Here is a 15,355-nt window from a genome sequence, read left to right as displayed (position 1 = left end):
CGGGCGCCCCGCCAGCCGGCGGGGCCGATGCAATACGGGCGCTGGAGGGTCTCCCGTCCCCAGTTCCCCGCGCGCATTCAAACAGGTCAGAGCTCGACTCGGTACTGGGAGTCCACGATAGGTAGCCTGGTTCGTCGTGATCACCCGTGCCGCGGTGGTGCCGCACCCACCTCTTCTGGTGCCAGAACTGGTCGCGGGAGCCGCCGCCGAGACCGAGCCCGTGCGGGCCGCAACCCTTGCCGCAGCAGGAAAACTGCCCGGTCCGTGGGTGGTGGTCGCGACCGACGCGGCGGGCCCGGCGACGTTCGTGCCGCCGATGTCGGGAACTTTCCTCGGTTATGGGGTCGATGTGCCGGTGTCACTCGGCGGTGACCTGCCGCCGGACGCCCGGATTCCGTTGCCCGTGCTGGTCGCGGCGTGGCTGCGGGAACGCTGTGCGACCGAGGTGTCACGCGTCGAACTCGTCGCGCCCGACCTGCCCATGGCGGACTGTGTCTCGTTTGGACGACGACTGGCGGCGGAGGACTGCGGCCTGCTCGTCCTCGGTGACGGGTCGACCAGGCACGGACCCCGTTCGCCGGGGTCGGACGACGTGCGGTCCGGTCCTTTCGATTCATCGGTTCACACCTTGCTGTCCGCGGCCGACGCGGACGGCCTGCTCGACCTCGACGTCGGACTCGCCCGTGAGCTGGGCGCGCAGGGCAGGGCGGCGTGGCAGGTCCTCGCCGGCGTGCCCGGACCGTGGCGCTGCTCCGGCGCCGAGTTCTTCGCACCGTTCGGCGTGGGCTACCACGTCGCCGTCTGGGAGCGCCCTTGATCACGCCCATCGCCGTCGTCGGACCCACCGCGACCGGCAAGTCCGACCTGGCCCTGGCGCTCGCGGAGCGGTTCGGGGGAGAGGTCGTCAACGCCGACGCCATGCAGCTCTACCGCGGCATGGACATCGGCACGGCCAAGATGCCCGTGGACGAACGGCGGGGCGTGCCCCACCACCTGTTCGACGTCCTGTCCGTCACCGAGACCGCGTCCGTGGCCGCCTACCAGCGCGAGACGCGCGCCGTCGTCGAGGACCTGCTCGCCGCCGGCCGCACACCGGTCCTCGTCGGCGGCTCGGGGCTGTACGTGCAGGCCGTGCTCGACGACCTGAAGTTCCCCGGCACCGACGACGCCGTGCGGGAGCGCTACGAGGCCGAGCTGGCGTCGGTGGGCCCGGAGGCGTTGCACCGGCGCCTGCGGGAGCTCGACCCGGCCGCCGCGATCGCGATCCTGCCGTCCAACGGACGCCGCATCGTGCGCGCGCTGGAGGTCATCGAGCTGACCGGCGAGCCCTTCTCCGCGAACCTGCCCAAGCCCGGCCCCGCGCGGTACGGCACCGTCCAGATCGGCGTCGACCGCGAGGTGTCCGAACTGGACGAGCGCGTCGACCGGCGGGTGGACGTGATGTTCGAGTCCGGGCTGGAGGACGAGGTCCGCAGGCTGGTGCGGATCGGTCTGCGCGAGGGCAGGACCGCCTCGCGCGCGCTGGGCTACCAGCAGGTCCTGTCCGCTATGGACGGAGCGTGCACGATCGACTTCGCCGCCGAGGAGACCAAGCGGGCCACCCGCCGGTTCGTGCGCCGGCAGCGGTCCTGGTTCCGGCGTGACCAGCGCATCACCTGGCTCGACGGCGCACGGCCCGATCTCCTGGCGGCCGCCGGTAATCTTGTGCCGTGGAGTTCGTGAAGGGGCACGGCACGGAGAACGACTTCGTCATCCTGCCCGACCTCGATGACCAGCTGGACCTGACGGTGGCGCGCGTCCAGGCGCTGTGCGACCGGCAGCGCGGCCTCGGCGCCGACGGCGTGCTGCGCGTCGTGCGGTCCGGCGGCAGGTGGTTCATGGACTACCGCAACGCCGACGGCTCCATCGCCGAGATGTGCGGCAACGGCCTGCGCGTCTTCGCCCGCTACCTGGTCGACGCCGGCCACCAGCCGCAGGGCGAGTTCGTCGTCGGCACCCGCGCCGGCGACCGCACCGTGGTCACGCACCCCGACGGCTCCGTCACGAATGACATGGGCCCGGCGCGCGTCACCGGCACCTCCATCGCCGCGGTCGAGGGCCAGGGCATCGGCGGCTTCGCGGTCGACGTCGGCAACCCGCACCTGGCGTGCGTCACCGAGGACCCGGTCGAGGACTTCGACCTGACCGCGCCCCCCGGCTTCGACCCCGTGATGTTCCCGCACGGCGTGAACGTCGAGCTCGTCAACGTCATCGGCCAGGACGCCCTGCGCATGCGCGTCTACGAACGCGGCGTCGGCGAGACCCGCTCGTGCGGCACCGGCACCGTCGCGTCCGTCGCCTCGTGGCTCGCGGGCCAGGGCAGGACGACGGGCGCGGCGACCGTCGACGTCCTCGGCGGCCAGGTGCGCGTGACGATCGACCCGACGACGTCGACGCTCACCGGACCTGCCGTGCTCGTCGCGCGCGGCGAGCTCGACAAGTCCTGGTGGGATGCCCTCGCTTAACTGATATATCGGATATCGGCGCACGCGCGGTCCGGCTCGATCAAGCACACGAGCTTGGCGGGGTCGCGGTCGTCGAGCACGTCGCCGTCGTCGACAACCACGTCGCCGTCGTCGCGACCTCGCGGTCGTCTCGCCGACCTCGCGCATCCGATATATCGGATATCAGCCCAGGTCGTAGACCTCGATCTTCCCGAGCCGGCTCGGCTTGACCACCGACGGGTGCGAGTCCGGCGCGGTCAGACAGACGAGCTTGTCGTCGACGACGGCGACGGCGAAGCACGTCTGCGTCGTCTCGACCTTCTGCGTGACCTTGCCGCCCTCGGCGATCCGGAACACGGCGGGCTGCAACGCCGGCGCCACCCACACGCCGTCGCCGTCGCCCGCGATCCCGTCCGGCGCGATGCCGAGCTCCTTCACGTCGGCCCACACCCGGCGGTCGCTCAGCGACCCGTCGCGGCCGACCGAGAACGCGGAGAGCCGGAAGCCGGCGGTCTCGGCGACGACGAAGACGGTCCCGCTCTCGGACGCACCCGTCGGGTCCGGCAGCAGCGCCATGCCGTTCGGGAACTTGAGGTCCTCCGCGACGACGGCGACGGTGCCGTCGGGCTGCACGAGCGCCAGCTTCGCGCCCAGCGGGTCGAAGTCGGGTTCGAGCAGGTGCCCGATGCCCACCTCGTCGATCAGGCCGTGCAGGTCGAAGCCGAAGTTGCCGACGTACGCGCGGCCCTCGGCGTCGACGAGCATGTCGTTCGCGTGGAACGTCGCGATATCCGATATATCGGCGTGGACGACGAGGTCGTCGCCGACGAGCTTGCGGACCGTGCGGTCGAGCATCGACACGACCAGCAGGCTTCCGTCGGGCAGCCAGCCGAGACCGGAGGGCTGGCCGTCGAAGGCGACGACGAGCTCGTCGTCCCCCGTCGCGAGGTCGAGGGCGTGGACCTCGCCCGCGTAGAAGTCGGAGTAGTAGAGCCGCCCGTCGGGACCGCGCCGCGGCCCCTCGCCGAAGTGGAGACCGTCCCGCAGCACCGAGGTATCAGCCATGTGCCTGGACGCTAGACGTGGTCGGCAGGTCCCGCATAGACCGCAGTGGCGACAGCAGCACCCACACCACCCCGCCCACCGAACCGACGAGCGACACCCACAACGTCGGCACGATCCCGACCCACGAACCCAGCCCGCCGCCCAGCAGCGCGCCCAGCGGGGTCGAGCCCCACACGACCCAGCGGATCGAGGCGTTCATCCGCCCCAGCAGGTGGTCCGGGCAGATCGCCTGCCGGAAGCTCACCTGGCCGACGTTGTAGACGACGATCCCGAACGTCGCCACCGCCAGGCAGGCCATCGGCAGCACCAGCCCCCAGCCGTCCGACACGAACGGCAGCGCCAGGGTGAACGGCCAGGTCAGCACCGGGACGAGCCAGATCATCCTGGCCTGTCCGACGAGCAGCCCGATCCGGTGCGCGAACGCCGCGCCGAGCACCCCGCCGACGCCGCCCGCGCTGAGCACCAGACCGGCCGTGCCCTCGCTCAGGCCCACCGTCTGCAGCAGGAAGAGGACCATCACGGCGTTCTGGATGCCGTGGAAGAAGTTCGACGTGCCGGTGCAGGCGACGATCATCCGCAGGGTGGTGTTGCCGAAGACGAACCGCAGCCCCTCCATCACCTCGCGGCGCAGGTGCGGGTCGGGGTGGCGTTCCGGCGCCGGCTCCACCGCCTTGATCCTGACCAGGAAGAACGCCGAGCTCAGGTAGCCCAGCCCGGTCGCCAGGACGCTGGTGGCCGCGCCGAGGAACTGGGCCGCGTAGCCGCCGATCGCGGGTCCGGAGACCTCCGCGACCGACAGGCTGGCCTGCAGCTTCGAGTTGCCCTCGACGAGCTGGCCGCGCCCGACCAGCGACGGCAGGTACGACTGGTAGGCGACGTCGAAGAACACCGTGCACACGCCCACCGCGAGGCTGACGACGATCAGCTGCGGCAGGCCGAGCACGCCCAGCCACCACGCGACGGGCACGCTCAGCATCAGCGCCGCTCGGGTGACGTCCATCGCGATCATCAACGGCTTGCGGCGCGTCCGGTCGACCCACACGCCCGCGGGCAGGCCGATCACCAGGAACGCCATCGTGCTCGCCGCGGCGAGCAGTCCCATCTCGAACGGTGTCGCGCGCAGCACGCCCGCCGCGAGCAGCGGGACGACCGTCATGCCCACCGTCGCGCCGAACTGGCTGATGGTGTCGCCCATCCACAGCCGGCGGAAGTCCGGGTGCCCCCACAGTGCCATGCCGAGAAGTCTGCGCGCAGTGATTGGAAACTGTCAATCACTTACACTGGCGGGGTGCCCCCCACCCGCAAGCGCAGGCCCGCGACGAGCGACGAGGCCGCGGCTCTCAGCTCCGACCTGAGGCTGCGGATGATCCGCATGACGTTCGACCGCCCGCTCACCAACAAGGAGCTGGCCGAACGCCTGGGCAAGGACCCGGCCACGACGCTGCACCACGTGCGGAAACTCGTGGCCGCGGGATTTCTCGAAGCCATGCCGCCGCGTGCGGGCAACCGGGGTGCGAAAGAGATTCCTTATCGGTCGACAGGGCTGTCGTGGCAGCTCGACAACAGCGAAAATGCGGTCGCCGTCGGTGAGGCGATGTTGCACGCTTTCCTCGGCGAGGTTGCCGACATCGGGCTCAGTGACGTGGATCAGAGCCGTCTGGTCGTCACAGTCGACCCCGAGGAACTAAAGCAGCGGCTCGCGTCGTTGATGGATGAGCTGGCCGCGCAACCGGTCAAGCCGGATGTTCCCCGTGTGGCGATCTACCTCGCGGTGTATCCGGGGGACTGAAGGTCCGTGGGACGATGAAGGGCAAATGACGGAAAACATCCAGAGCACAGAGTTCGACCCGGAGTTCGACGCCACCTGGGACGAGGAGGACGACTTCTCGACCGGTGACTACGAACGCGTCGAGCGCGCGGCACTGCGCCGCGTCGCCGGGCTGTCCACCGAGCTCGAGGACATCACCGAGGTCGAGTACCGCCAGCTTCGCCTGGAGCGGGTCGTGCTCGTCGGGGTGTGGACCGAGGGCATCGCGGCCGACTCCGACGCCTCGATGGCCGAGCTCGCGCGCCTCGCCGAGACCGCGGGGTCCGAGGTCCTCGAAGGCGTCGTGCAGCGGCGCGACAAGCCGGACGCCGCGACGTACATCGGCTCCGGCAAGGTCTCCGAGCTGCGCGACGTCGTGCAGTCGACGGGCGCCGACACGGTGATCTGCGACGGTGAGCTCTCTCCCGGCCAGCTGCGTCAGCTGGAGGAGAAGCTCAAGGTCAAGGTCATCGACCGCACCGCGCTCATCCTGGACATCTTCGCGCAGCACGCGCGGTCCAAGGAGGGCAAGGCGCAGGTCGAGCTGGCCCAGCTGCAGTACCTGATGCCGCGCCTGCGCGGCTGGGGTGAGACGTTGTCGCGGCAGGCCGGTGGTCGTGCCGGTGGCGGCAACGGCGGTGTGGGTCTGCGCGGTCCCGGTGAGACGAAGATCGAGACCGACCGGCGCCGGATCCGCGCGCGCATCGCCAAGCTGCGCCGCGAGATCGCCGCGATCGGCGTCATCCGCGAGACGAAGCGGGGCCGCCGCACGGCGAACGAGATCCCGAGCGTCGCCATCGCGGGCTACACCAACGCGGGCAAGTCGTCGCTGCTCAACGCGCTGACGGGCGCCGGTGTCCTGGTGGAGGACGCGCTGTTCGCCACCCTCGACCCGACGACGCGCCGCGCGCTGACGCCGGAAGGCCTGCCGTACACGCTGACGGACACGGTCGGCTTCGTCCGGCACCTGCCGCACCAGCTGGTCGAGGCGTTCCGCTCCACCCTCGAGGAGGTCGGCCAGTCCGACCTGCTCGTGCACGTGGTCGACGGGTCCGACGCCATGCCGGAGATGCAGGTCAAGGCCGTGCGCGAGGTCCTCGCCGAGATCAACGAGAAGGCCGACGCGCCGATGCCGCGCGAGCTGCTCGTCGTGAACAAGATCGACGCGGTGGGCGACCTGGGCATGGCGCGGCTGCGGCACCTGTTCCCGGACGCGTCGTTCGTGTCGGCGCACTCGGGCACCGGCATCGAGGAGCTGCGCGTCCGCATCTCCGAGCTGATGCCACGTCCCGAGGTCGTGGTGGAGGCCCTCGTGCCGTACGCGCGCGGCGAGGTCGTCGCCCGCGTGCACCGCGACGGCGAGGTGCTGTCCGAGAAGCACACGGAGTCGGGCACGCTGCTCAGCGCCCGCGTGCGCCCGGACCTCGCCGGCGTGCTCGAGGAGTTCGCGACGAACGGGACGCCTGCTTGATCCTCCCGCCTCCACCCGTGGACGTGTGCCCGGTAGAAATGCAGGAGCTCTCCGGGCTCACGTCCGACGGCAAGCAGTTCTTCGCCGTCAGCGACAGCGACAACGGCACGCTGCGCATCCAGGTCATGGGCCGCGACTGCGTGGTGACCCGCACGATCACCGCGCCCGTCGACCCCTTCGACGTCGAGGACCTGGCGATGACGCCGGACGGCACCCTGTGGGCGTCCGACACCGGCGACAACAACAAGTCCCGCCCCACGGTCGCCCTGCACAAGGTCACGCAGTCGGGCGAGGTGGAGCGGTTCCGCCTCACCTATCCCGACGGCAAGCACGACGCCGAGGCGTTGATCATCGACAAGACCGGGACGCCGTACATCATCACCAAGGAACCGCTCGGTTCCGCGCTGGTGTACCGGCCGACGGGGCCGCTCCGAACTGATATATCGGTGCCGATGGAGCAGGTCGGGCGCGTGTCGCTGACGACGACGGACACCCCTGGCGGCCCGCTGGAGGGCACGCTCGACTCCAAGCTGGTGACCGGCGCAGCCTCGACGGCCGACGGCAGCGTCATCGCCCTGCGCACCTACACCGACGCCTACCTCTACCCGGTCCCCGATGGCGACGTCGTCAAGGCGTTGGCCGGCGACCCGGTCCGCATTCCCCTGCCGAACGAGCCCCAGGGCGAGGCCATCGCCTTCGACCCGAACGGCACCCTGCTGTCGGCCTCGGAGGGCGCGGGCACCCCGATCCGCGCCGTCGCGGGCGCGGCTGCCCTGGCCCAGCCCGCGGTGCCGGCGACGACCACGACCCCGCCACCGGCGGAAGACCGGTCGCAGGCCGCACCGCCGTCGAGCTCGTCGTGGCAGAACTGGCCGCTCGCGCTGAGCCTGGGCGGCCTCGTCCTGGTCGCCGCCCTGGTCATCGGCCTCCGGATGCGCCGCCACGCCTGATATCCGATATATCAGTTGCGTCCGCGGAGAAACGCCAGCGGGCACCGCACTGGACGTGGGTGCCCGCTGGGAGAACTGTCGAGATGACCGGCGCTAGGGGAGACGCCGGAGCACGGTGACGACCTTGCCGAGGATGGTGGCCTCGTCGCCGTTGATCGGCTGGTAGGCCGGGTTGTGCGGCATCAGCCACACGTGACCGTCCTTGCGCTTGAACGTCTTCACCGTGGCCTCGCCGTCGATCATCGCGGCGACGATCTCGCCCTGGTCGGCGGTCGGCTGCTTGCGGATCACGACCCAGTCGCCGTCCGTGATCGCGGCGTCGATCATCGAGTCACCGACGACGCGCAGCAGGAACAGCTCACCCTCACCGACGATCTCGCGCGGCAGCGGGAACACGTCCTCGATCGACTCCTCCGCCAGGATCGGGCCACCGGCGGCGATGCGGCCGACCATCGGCACGTACGCGGGCGTCGGCTTGGACATCGGGTCGAGACCGGGGTCGATCTCGGTGGGCAGCATGCCGACCGCGCGCGGGCGGTTCGGGTCGCGGCGCAGGAAGCCCTTCCGCTCCAGCGCGCGCAGCTGGTAGGCGACCGACGAGGTCGACGTGAGACCCACGGCCTCGCCGATCTCGCGCACGCTCGGCGGATAACCGAAGCGGTCGACCCAGTCGCGGATCACGTCGAGCACCTTGCGCTGACGCAGGGTCAGGCCGGCGTTTCCCGCGATCTCGCTCACCTCTGCGAGAGCGGGGTCCGGGTCGATCGTCTTGCCTGCCACGGTCGCTGTCCTCCTCGCCGCCCCCAGTTCGAATGGGATTCCGGCCTCCGTCGATCTTCGTGGTCGACGGTAGTCGTGTTTGCTGCACAGATCAAACACCTGTTCGAGGTATTTCGGCGCGTGTTGTGGCGTTCGAGGATCGACCGTGGTAGAAATTCGCACGGACGTTCGATCGAACCCCTGTTCGATCATGGTGGTTGACCTGCGATGGAGGTCGTCATGGCGGTGGTCGTCGAGAAGCGGTTGCCGGGTGTCGAGGGCAGTGACGGTGCTGCCGTCGCAGCGGGTCGTCCACTCCGTTCGGGTCCTCGCGTCATGCCGCGCCGTCCCGCGACGAGGCCGCACCAGGTTGTCGTGCCCGCGCGGCGCGAGTCGAGCTCGTGCGAGGTCCGGCCGAAGCGCGAGTCGATGCTCGAGCTCGTCGCGGTCGGCGTGCTGAGCGCACTGACGGTGGTCGCGCTCGGCGTGCTCTACCTCCAGCAGGTGGGGGTCACCCCGTAGGCCTGCCCCTACATCTTGTGTTGCCGCGCCCGCGATGACGTGAACTCTCCGTCATGGCGGGCATCTTTGTGTAATCGCCGCAGATCGGCGCGACGTTCCTCCGAACGAGTGGTGTGTCGAGTTGCGTCGGCGTCGGTTGCGATCTAGGTTCTACCCCTACATCTAGTGGTTGCACCGTTGTAAGTAGTCCACAGGTTGTGGGTAACCCGACCAGTGCGGCTGCTGCGATGGGTGCTGCGCGGGGGAAGGGGTGAGGTGGCGTGCGGTGTCCGTTCTGCCGCCATTCGGACTCGCGGGTGGTCGACTCCCGCGAGGTCGACGAGGGTCAGGTGATCCGCCGTCGGCGCTCCTGCAACAGCTGCAGCCGAAGGTTCACCACGGTCGAAGAAGCGGTTCTCGCCGTGGTCAAGCGCTCCGGTGTGACGGAGCCTTTCAGCCGCGACAAGGTGGTCGTCGGCGTGCGCAGGGCGTGCCAGGGCCGCCCGGTCGACGAGGACGCGTTCCAGGTTCTGGCCCAGCAGGTGGAAGAGTCGATCCGGTCGACGGGGTGCGCGGAAATCGCGAGCCACGAGGTGGGACTCGCGATTCTCGGCCCTCTGCGCGAGCTCGACGAGGTCGCTTATCTGCGCTTCGCGAGCGTTTACAGGTCCTTCTCGTCCGTCGAGGACTTCGAGAAGGAAATCCTCGATCTTCGCACCGCTCGTGCCGAGGAAGCACCGGCCGAGCAGTGATCCACGCGCGCCACAGCGCGTGAGGCAACCATCTTTTTCCAAGCACCGCACTTAGGGAGATCCACCGTGACCGAGACCGTCGGCGGCTCAGCCAAGAAGACAGCCGCACGGGCGGCTGCCAAGCCTGCCGCGCTGAAGGTCCAGCGCGTCTACACCACCGAGGGCCGCCACCCCTACGACGAGGTCACCTGGGAGCGCCGCGACGTCGTCATGACGAACTGGCGCGACGGCTCGGTGAACTTCGAGCAGCGCGGTGTCGAGTTCCCCGAGTCGTGGTCGGTGAACGCCACCAACATCGTCACCAGCAAGTACTTCCGCGGTGCCGTCGGCAGCGAGAAGCGCGAGCAGTCGCTGCGCCAGCTGATCGACCGCGTGGTGAAGACCTACGTCGGCGCCGGCAGGGAGCACGGCTACTTCACCGGCGAGCAGGACGCCGAGATCTTCGAGCACGAGCTCACCTACATGCTGCTGCACCAGGTGTTCAGCTTCAACTCGCCGGTGTGGTTCAACGTCGGCACCAGCTCGCCGCAGCAGGTCAGCGCGTGCTTCATCCTCGCGGTCGACGACACGATGGAGTCGATCCTCAACTGGTACCGCGAGGAAGGCCTGATCTTCAAGGGCGGCTCCGGTGCCGGCCTGAACCTCTCGCGCATCCGTTCCTCCAAGGAGCTGCTGTCCTCCGGCGGCACCGCGTCCGGCCCGGTGTCGTTCATGCGCGGCGCCGACGCGTCCGCGGGCACCATCAAGTCCGGTGGCGCCACGCGCCGCGCGGCGAAGATGGTCGTCCTCGACGTCGACCACCCGGACGTCGTCGAGTTCATCGAGACCAAGGCACGCGAAGAGGACAAGATCCGCGCGCTGCGCGACGCCGGGTTCGACATGGACCTCGGCGGCGCGGACATCGTGTCGGTGCAGTACCAGAACGCGAACAACTCGATCCGCGTGTCGGACGAGTTCATGCACGCCTACGAGTCCGGCGGCGACTTCGGCCTGCGCGGCCGTCAGACCGGCGAGGTCATCGAGCGCGTCGACGCCAAGGAGCTGTTCGGCAAGCTCGCCAAGGCCGCGTGGGAGTGCGCCGACCCCGGCATCCAGTACGACGACACGATCAACGACTGGCACACCTGCCCCGAGTCGGGCCGCATCACCGCGTCCAACCCGTGCTCCGAGTACATGCACCTCGACAACTCGAGCTGCAACCTCGCGTCGCTGAACCTGATGAAGTTCCTCGGCGACGACGGCCGCTTCGACGCCGTCACGTTCGCCAAGGCCGTCGAGCTGATCATCACCGCGATGGACATCTCGATCTGCTTCGCGGACTTCCCGACCGAGCCGATCGCGGACACCACCCGCAAGTTCCGCCAGCTCGGCATCGGCTACGCCAACCTCGGCGCGTTGCTGATGGCGACCGGCCACGCGTACGACTCCGAGGGTGGCCGCGCGCTCGCCGCGACCATCACCTCGCTGATGACCGGTGTCTCGTACCGCCGTTCCGCGGAGCTCGCGGGCATCGTCGGCGCCTACGACGGCTACAAGCGCAACGCCACGGCGCACCAGCGCGTCATGCGCAAGCACGCCGCCGCCAACGACCTGATCCGCACCTACCACGCGAACGACGCCGCGGTGCACAAGGTGTCGACCGAGGCGTGGCAGCAGGCGCTGGAGATCGGCGCGAAGAACGGCTGGCGCAACGCCCAGGCGTCCGTGCTGGCCCCCACCGGCACCATCGGCCTGATGATGGACTGCGACACCACCGGTATCGAGCCGGACCTGGCCCTGGTCAAGTTCAAGAAGCTCGTCGGCGGCGGCTCGATGCAGATCGTCAACCAGACGGTGCCGCGCGCCCTCAAGGCCCTGGGCTACCTGGACGAGCAGGTCGAGGCGATCGTCGAGTTCATCGGCGAGCACGGCCACGTCGTCGACGCGCCGGGCCTGCGCCGCGAGCACTACGAGGTCTTCGACTGCGCCATGGGCGAGCGCTCCATCGCGCCCATGGGCCACGTGCGGATGATGGCGGCCACGCAGCCGTTCCTGTCCGGCGCGATCTCGAAGACGGTCAACATGCCGGAGACGGCGACCGTCGAGGAGGTCGAGGAGATCTACTACCAGGGCTGGAAGCTCGGCCTGAAGGCGCTCGCGATCTACCGCGACAACTGCAAGGTCGGCCAGCCGCTGTCCGCGGGCAAGGGCGCCAAGGCGACCGAGGAGAAGAAGGCCGCGACGGAGACGGTCGTCGAGTACCGCCCGGTCCGCAAGCGCCTGCCGAAGAAGCGCCCGTCGCAGACCGTGTCGTTCACGGTCGGCGGCGCCGAGGGCTACCTGACCGCCGGCTCCTACCCGGACAACGGTCTCGGCGAGGTGTTCGTCAAGCTCGGCAAGCAGGGCTCCACGCTGTCCGGCGTGATGGACGCGTTCTCGATGTCCATCTCGGTGGGTCTGCAGTACGGCATCCCGCTGGAGTTCTACGTCTCGAAGTTCCAGAACCTGCGCTTCGAGCCGGCGGGCATGACCGACGACCCGGACGTCCGCATCGCGACCTCGGTGCTGGACTACCTGTTCCGCCGCCTGGCGCTCGACTACCTGCCGTACGACAAGCGCGCGCAGCTCGGCATCTTCACCGCCGACGAGCGCTCGGCACAGGTCGCGGGCGAGTACGGCGCGCCCGTGTCGTCCGAAGTGGACCTGGAGGGCCTGCGCGGCTCGGTCGAGGCGGCCCCGTCCGTCGAGGTCGAGGCAGCGGCGCCGAAGCAGGTCGGCAGCTCGACCGAGCTGCTGGAGCTGCACCTGGGCAAGGCGGCCGACGCGCCGCTGTGCATGACCTGCGGCACGAAGATGCGTCCCGCCGGTTCCTGCTACCTGTGCGAGGGCTGCGGCAGCACGTCGGGCTGCAGCTGATCTGACCGGTGACCGCCGGGGTCCGGGGAACCACTTCCCCGACCCCGGCGGTCCGCCGTCACGGCACCGCGATCCCCAGCCGGTCGGCCAGCTTCTTCTCGATCTCCGCGATCACGCACGCGATCGTCGAGGGGTTGAGCCGCCCCTCCCCGAAGTGCACGACGGTCTTCGCGAACTCGTCCGCCGCCAGCGCCCGGCACTCGGCGTTCAACGACCGGTGGTCGACCCCGGCCTCCCGCAGGAACTCGAGCGGCTTGCGGCCGAAGATGACCTCGAACTCCTCCCAGCCCCGCATCGTCCAGTACGTGTCGGGGGACGAGACGCCCGTCGCGCGCAGCCACCGCCACATGTACTGCGGGTCCTGGTGGCTCGGCGCCTCGCGACGGCAGCGCGCGCACAGCAGGACCAGGTTGTCCGCCTCGTCGCTGCCGCCCAGCGAGACCGGCACGATGTGGCACTTCTCGAGTCTCGTCTTGTAGCCGCACCGCCAGCAGCGTTCGTGCGCCGTGCTCCAGTCGACGGACATCTCGACCTCGTGCTCGACCCAGTACGCCACTATCCGCGTGGTGCTAGCCGCCATCTGTTTCCTCCCCAGTCGTCGCCATATCTGTCGCTGATGAAGGCGATTCCGTTTCACGTACGGGCAACTGGTAGAACAACGTGACCAAGGGGGAGAGATGCGCTCTTTCGACGACTTACGCGGCCACCTGGTCGGCCAGCTCAACGCGGCTGTCCGGCGTCCCGGCATGTACGGCGGCGAGGCGGTGATCCTCACCCTGCTCGACGCGCTCGCGTACGCCGACGACCGCACGGACCGGTGGCAGAGCGAGCTCGACGCACTGGTGAAGCGGGGTGCGGCGAACGCGGCGATGGTCAGCGGCGCGGTGCACGAGGTCCTCGGCCACCGCAGCGAGGACGTCATGGCGTCGGTGTACGCGGACCTCGCGCACCGGCAGGGCTGGCTGTCGCTCGACGCCGAAAGCCGCGTCACCGGAGTCCTTGGCGAGAGCGACTGCCTGCTCGACGACGTGATCGCGGAGCACGGCGAGCCGCCGTTGTGGCTGGGCGGCACGAACCCCAAGTACTCGAAGACGCTCGGCTACCCGGACCGATCCGGTTCGCTGGTCTTCTTCCACTTCATGCCGGAGCTGCGGCTGATGGCGACGCGGCGGGGCGACGGCGGATTCCGCGACAGCTTCGTCTTCACCCCGGCCGGGCTGGCGAGGTAGCGGCGAAACCCGGCAAGCCGCCGGACCGGGTGAGCCGCTAGTCCTTGTGCCGCTGGTAGTACCGCGCCACCCGCACCCGGTTCCCGCACGTGGCGGGATCGCACCACCGGCGCCGCGGGTGCGCGGGCACGAACAGCAGCCGGCACCCCGGCCCCTCGCACGTCTTCACCTTCCGCACGGCCGGTGACGCCAGCAGGTCCGCCGCCGCCTCCGCGAGCACCGCAAGCGTTCGCGCGACCTCGTCACCCTCACGTCCCCGCGACACCACGGCGCCGTCGGCCCAGGACAACACCTCGAACGACGGGGCACCGCGCAACGCCGCGTTCAACGGCGCCAGGTCCGGCTCCCGGCCGTCCCGCGCGGCGAGCACCGCCGCCTCCACCTGGCCGCGCAACGTCACCACGGCCTCCGACCAGGGCAAACCCCGCGACGACAACCACTCCTCCAAGCGGTCGTCCTCGGACGTCAGCGTGTTGACGAAATCGATCGCGAGCACGACCTAACTGTACAACACGCTAGGTACCCATTAGTCTAATGCGTCATGACGACCAAGACCCATGTGACCAGGTATCGGAAGCAGGACGTCGACGGCATCACCGTCTTCTACCGGGAGGCGGGCGACCCGGCGAAGCCCAAGCTCTTGCTGCTGCACGGGTTCCCGTCGGCGTCGCACCAGTACGCGAGGCTCATCGAGGAGCTGAAGGACGACTTCCACATCGTCGCGCCGGACCACCCCGGCTCCGGCCACAGCGACGCCCCCGACCGCCCGTACACGTTCGACTTCCTCGCCGACACCGTCGAGAAGTTCCTGCGCGCCATCGGCTTCACCGGCTTCACGATGTACGTCTTCGACTTCGGTGCCCCCGTCGGCTTCCGCGTCGCCACCCGCAACCCCGAGTGGGTCAAGGGCCTCATCGTCCAGAACGGCAACGCCTACGAGGACGGCCTGTCCGACCTCGCGTGGGGCTTCATCCGCAACCGCGACCCGCGGGCCGCCCGCGACCTGCTCGCGCTGGAGTACACGAAGTTCGGCTATCTCGAAGGCACCCGCGACCCCGAGACGATCTCGCCCGACACCTGGACGCTCGACCAGCACCACCTCGACCTGCGCCCGCAGCCCCAGGTCGACCTCTTCCTCGACTACCACTCCAACGTCGCCCAGTACCCGCGGTGGCAGGCCTACCTGCGCGAGCACCGGCCGCCGACGCTGATCACGTGGGGCAAGGGCGACCCGTTCTTCCTCGAGCCCGGCGCCAAGGCCTACCTGCGCGACCTGCCGGACGCCCAGCTCCACCTGCTCGACACCGGCCACTTCGCGCTCGAGGAGGACCTCGCGGTGATCGCGCCGCTGATCAGGGAGTTCGTGCCGAAGGCGTGATTTATTCATCACGTGTTGAGTTTTTGGCAGAACGCTCGTAACCTCCTCTCCAAGCAGAACCGGGA

General features: G+C 69.5%; 16 protein-coding genes. 11 read left to right on the top strand and 5 right to left on the bottom strand.

Annotated elements, in window-relative coordinates; genetic code table 11:
* Window positions 1-136 precede the first annotated feature (136 nt).
* From ACFWV3_RS24110 to dapF, 3 genes are read left to right on the top strand one after another with little or no spacing between them, the layout of a single operon-like run.
* Complete coding sequence (locus tag ACFWV3_RS24110) at window positions 137-817, top strand: hypothetical protein (RefSeq protein ID WP_382413869.1); 681 nt, start codon at window positions 137-139, stop codon at window positions 815-817.
* Window positions 814-1,722 (top strand): tRNA (adenosine(37)-N6)-dimethylallyltransferase MiaA, encoded by a 909-nt coding sequence (gene miaA, locus ACFWV3_RS24105; RefSeq protein ID WP_382413867.1) that lies wholly within the window; start codon window positions 814-816, stop codon window positions 1,720-1,722. Before ACFWV3_RS24110 ends, miaA begins: the two co-directional genes overlap by 4 nt.
* The gene (gene dapF / locus ACFWV3_RS24100) at window positions 1,710-2,504 is read left to right on the top strand and encodes a diaminopimelate epimerase (protein ID WP_382413865.1); all 795 of its coding nucleotides are present in this window, start codon (window positions 1,710-1,712) and stop codon (window positions 2,502-2,504) included. The genes miaA and dapF overlap by 13 nt, the downstream gene beginning before the upstream one ends.
* 162 nt (window positions 2,505-2,666) lie before the next feature.
* Here dapF and ACFWV3_RS24095 read toward each other — a convergent pair whose 3' ends face one another.
* Together ACFWV3_RS24095 and ACFWV3_RS24090 are read right to left on the bottom strand one after the other, a co-directional pair.
* The gene (locus tag ACFWV3_RS24095) at window positions 2,667-3,548 is read right to left on the bottom strand and encodes an SMP-30/gluconolactonase/LRE family protein (RefSeq protein ID WP_382413864.1); all 882 of its coding nucleotides are present in this window, start codon (window positions 3,546-3,548) and stop codon (window positions 2,667-2,669) included.
* Window positions 3,541-4,782, bottom strand: a complete 1,242-nt coding sequence (locus tag ACFWV3_RS24090; RefSeq protein ID WP_382413862.1) for an MFS transporter — start codon at window positions 4,780-4,782, stop codon at window positions 3,541-3,543. The genes ACFWV3_RS24095 and ACFWV3_RS24090 overlap by 8 nt, the downstream gene beginning before the upstream one ends.
* 54 nt (window positions 4,783-4,836) lie before the next feature.
* Between ACFWV3_RS24090 and ACFWV3_RS24085 the strand changes: the two genes are divergently transcribed.
* From ACFWV3_RS24085 to ACFWV3_RS24075, 3 genes are read left to right on the top strand one after another with little or no spacing between them, the layout of a single operon-like run.
* Entirely contained in the window at window positions 4,837-5,337 is a 501-nt protein-coding gene (locus ACFWV3_RS24085; protein ID WP_382413860.1) for an ArsR/SmtB family transcription factor, read from the top strand.
* Between the two features lie 25 nt (window positions 5,338-5,362).
* Window positions 5,363-6,826: a GTPase HflX gene (gene hflX / locus ACFWV3_RS24080; RefSeq protein ID WP_382413858.1), complete on the top strand. Its 1,464-nt coding sequence runs from the start codon at window positions 5,363-5,365 to the stop codon at window positions 6,824-6,826.
* Window positions 6,827-6,864: 38 nt separating this feature from the next.
* Window positions 6,865-7,776: a hypothetical protein gene (locus ACFWV3_RS24075; RefSeq protein ID WP_382413856.1), complete on the top strand. Its 912-nt coding sequence runs from the start codon at window positions 6,865-6,867 to the stop codon at window positions 7,774-7,776.
* Window positions 7,777-7,869: 93 nt separating this feature from the next.
* On the opposite strand, the gene lexA is transcribed toward ACFWV3_RS24075, so the two are convergent.
* Entirely contained in the window at window positions 7,870-8,541 is a 672-nt protein-coding gene (gene lexA, locus ACFWV3_RS24070) for a transcriptional repressor LexA (RefSeq protein WP_382414217.1), read from the bottom strand.
* 222 nt (window positions 8,542-8,763) lie between these two features.
* Between lexA and ACFWV3_RS24065 the strand changes: the two genes are divergently transcribed.
* From ACFWV3_RS24065 to ACFWV3_RS24055, 3 genes are all read left to right on the top strand, one after another.
* Window positions 8,764-9,057 carry a hypothetical protein gene (locus ACFWV3_RS24065; protein WP_382413855.1) on the top strand — a complete coding sequence of 98 codons (294 nt, stop codon included), beginning with the start codon at window positions 8,764-8,766 and terminating at the stop codon, window positions 9,055-9,057.
* 260 nt (window positions 9,058-9,317) lie between these two features.
* Window positions 9,318-9,788 (top strand): transcriptional regulator NrdR, encoded by a 471-nt coding sequence (gene nrdR / locus ACFWV3_RS24060; protein ID WP_089924179.1) that lies wholly within the window; start codon window positions 9,318-9,320, stop codon window positions 9,786-9,788.
* A 66-nt stretch (window positions 9,789-9,854) separates the two neighbouring features.
* Entirely contained in the window at window positions 9,855-12,683 is a 2,829-nt protein-coding gene (locus ACFWV3_RS24055) for a vitamin B12-dependent ribonucleotide reductase (RefSeq protein WP_382413852.1), read from the top strand.
* Between the two features lie 58 nt (window positions 12,684-12,741).
* Here ACFWV3_RS24055 and ACFWV3_RS24050 read toward each other — a convergent pair whose 3' ends face one another.
* A complete protein-coding gene (locus tag ACFWV3_RS24050) occupies window positions 12,742-13,263 on the bottom strand; it encodes an HNH endonuclease (RefSeq protein ID WP_382413851.1) in 522 nt (173 codons plus the stop codon).
* Between the two features lie 97 nt (window positions 13,264-13,360).
* Between ACFWV3_RS24050 and ACFWV3_RS24045 the strand changes: the two genes are divergently transcribed.
* Window positions 13,361-13,912, top strand: a complete 552-nt coding sequence (locus ACFWV3_RS24045; RefSeq protein WP_382413849.1) for a hypothetical protein — start codon at window positions 13,361-13,363, stop codon at window positions 13,910-13,912.
* Window positions 13,913-13,949: 37 nt separating this feature from the next.
* Here the strand turns inward: ACFWV3_RS24045 and ACFWV3_RS24040 are convergent, their stop codons facing one another.
* Window positions 13,950-14,408: a CGNR zinc finger domain-containing protein gene (locus ACFWV3_RS24040; protein ID WP_382413848.1), complete on the bottom strand. Its 459-nt coding sequence runs from the start codon at window positions 14,406-14,408 to the stop codon at window positions 13,950-13,952.
* Between the two features lie 45 nt (window positions 14,409-14,453).
* Here ACFWV3_RS24040 and ACFWV3_RS24035 point away from each other — a divergent pair, with 45 nt between their 5' ends.
* Window positions 14,454-15,290, top strand: coding sequence for an alpha/beta fold hydrolase (locus ACFWV3_RS24035; protein WP_382413847.1), 837 nt, complete (start codon window positions 14,454-14,456; stop codon window positions 15,288-15,290).
* Window positions 15,291-15,355: the final 65 nt, after the last annotated feature.

The sequence above is a fragment of the Lentzea sp. NPDC059081 genome, assembly GCF_042738015.1.
Classification (GTDB): Bacteria; Actinomycetota; Actinomycetes; order Mycobacteriales; family Pseudonocardiaceae; genus Lentzea.
Note: the sequence above shows the minus strand (reverse complement) of the source record. Positions and strands in the feature narration are given on the sequence as shown.

Excerpts from the sequence above, each read along its gene's own strand:
- ACFWV3_RS24050 (WP_382413851.1), bottom strand. The coding sequence starts at position 13,263 with ATGGCGGCTAGCACCACGCGGATAGTGGCGTACTGGGTCGAGCACGAG.
- ACFWV3_RS24075 (WP_382413856.1), top strand. The coding sequence starts at position 6,865 with ATGCAGGAGCTCTCCGGGCTCACGTCCGACGGCAAGCAGTTCTTCGCC.
- ACFWV3_RS24035 (WP_382413847.1), top strand. The coding sequence starts at position 14,454 with ATGACGACCAAGACCCATGTGACCAGGTATCGGAAGCAGGACGTCGAC.
- ACFWV3_RS24045 (WP_382413849.1), top strand. The coding sequence starts at position 13,361 with ATGCGCTCTTTCGACGACTTACGCGGCCACCTGGTCGGCCAGCTCAAC.
- ACFWV3_RS24065 (WP_382413855.1), top strand. The coding sequence starts at position 8,764 with ATGGAGGTCGTCATGGCGGTGGTCGTCGAGAAGCGGTTGCCGGGTGTC.
- ACFWV3_RS24095 (WP_382413864.1), bottom strand. The coding sequence starts at position 3,548 with ATGGCTGATACCTCGGTGCTGCGGGACGGTCTCCACTTCGGCGAGGGG.
- hflX (WP_382413858.1), top strand. The coding sequence starts at position 5,363 with ATGACGGAAAACATCCAGAGCACAGAGTTCGACCCGGAGTTCGACGCC.
- ACFWV3_RS24090 (WP_382413862.1), bottom strand. The coding sequence starts at position 4,782 with ATGGCACTGTGGGGGCACCCGGACTTCCGCCGGCTGTGGATGGGCGAC.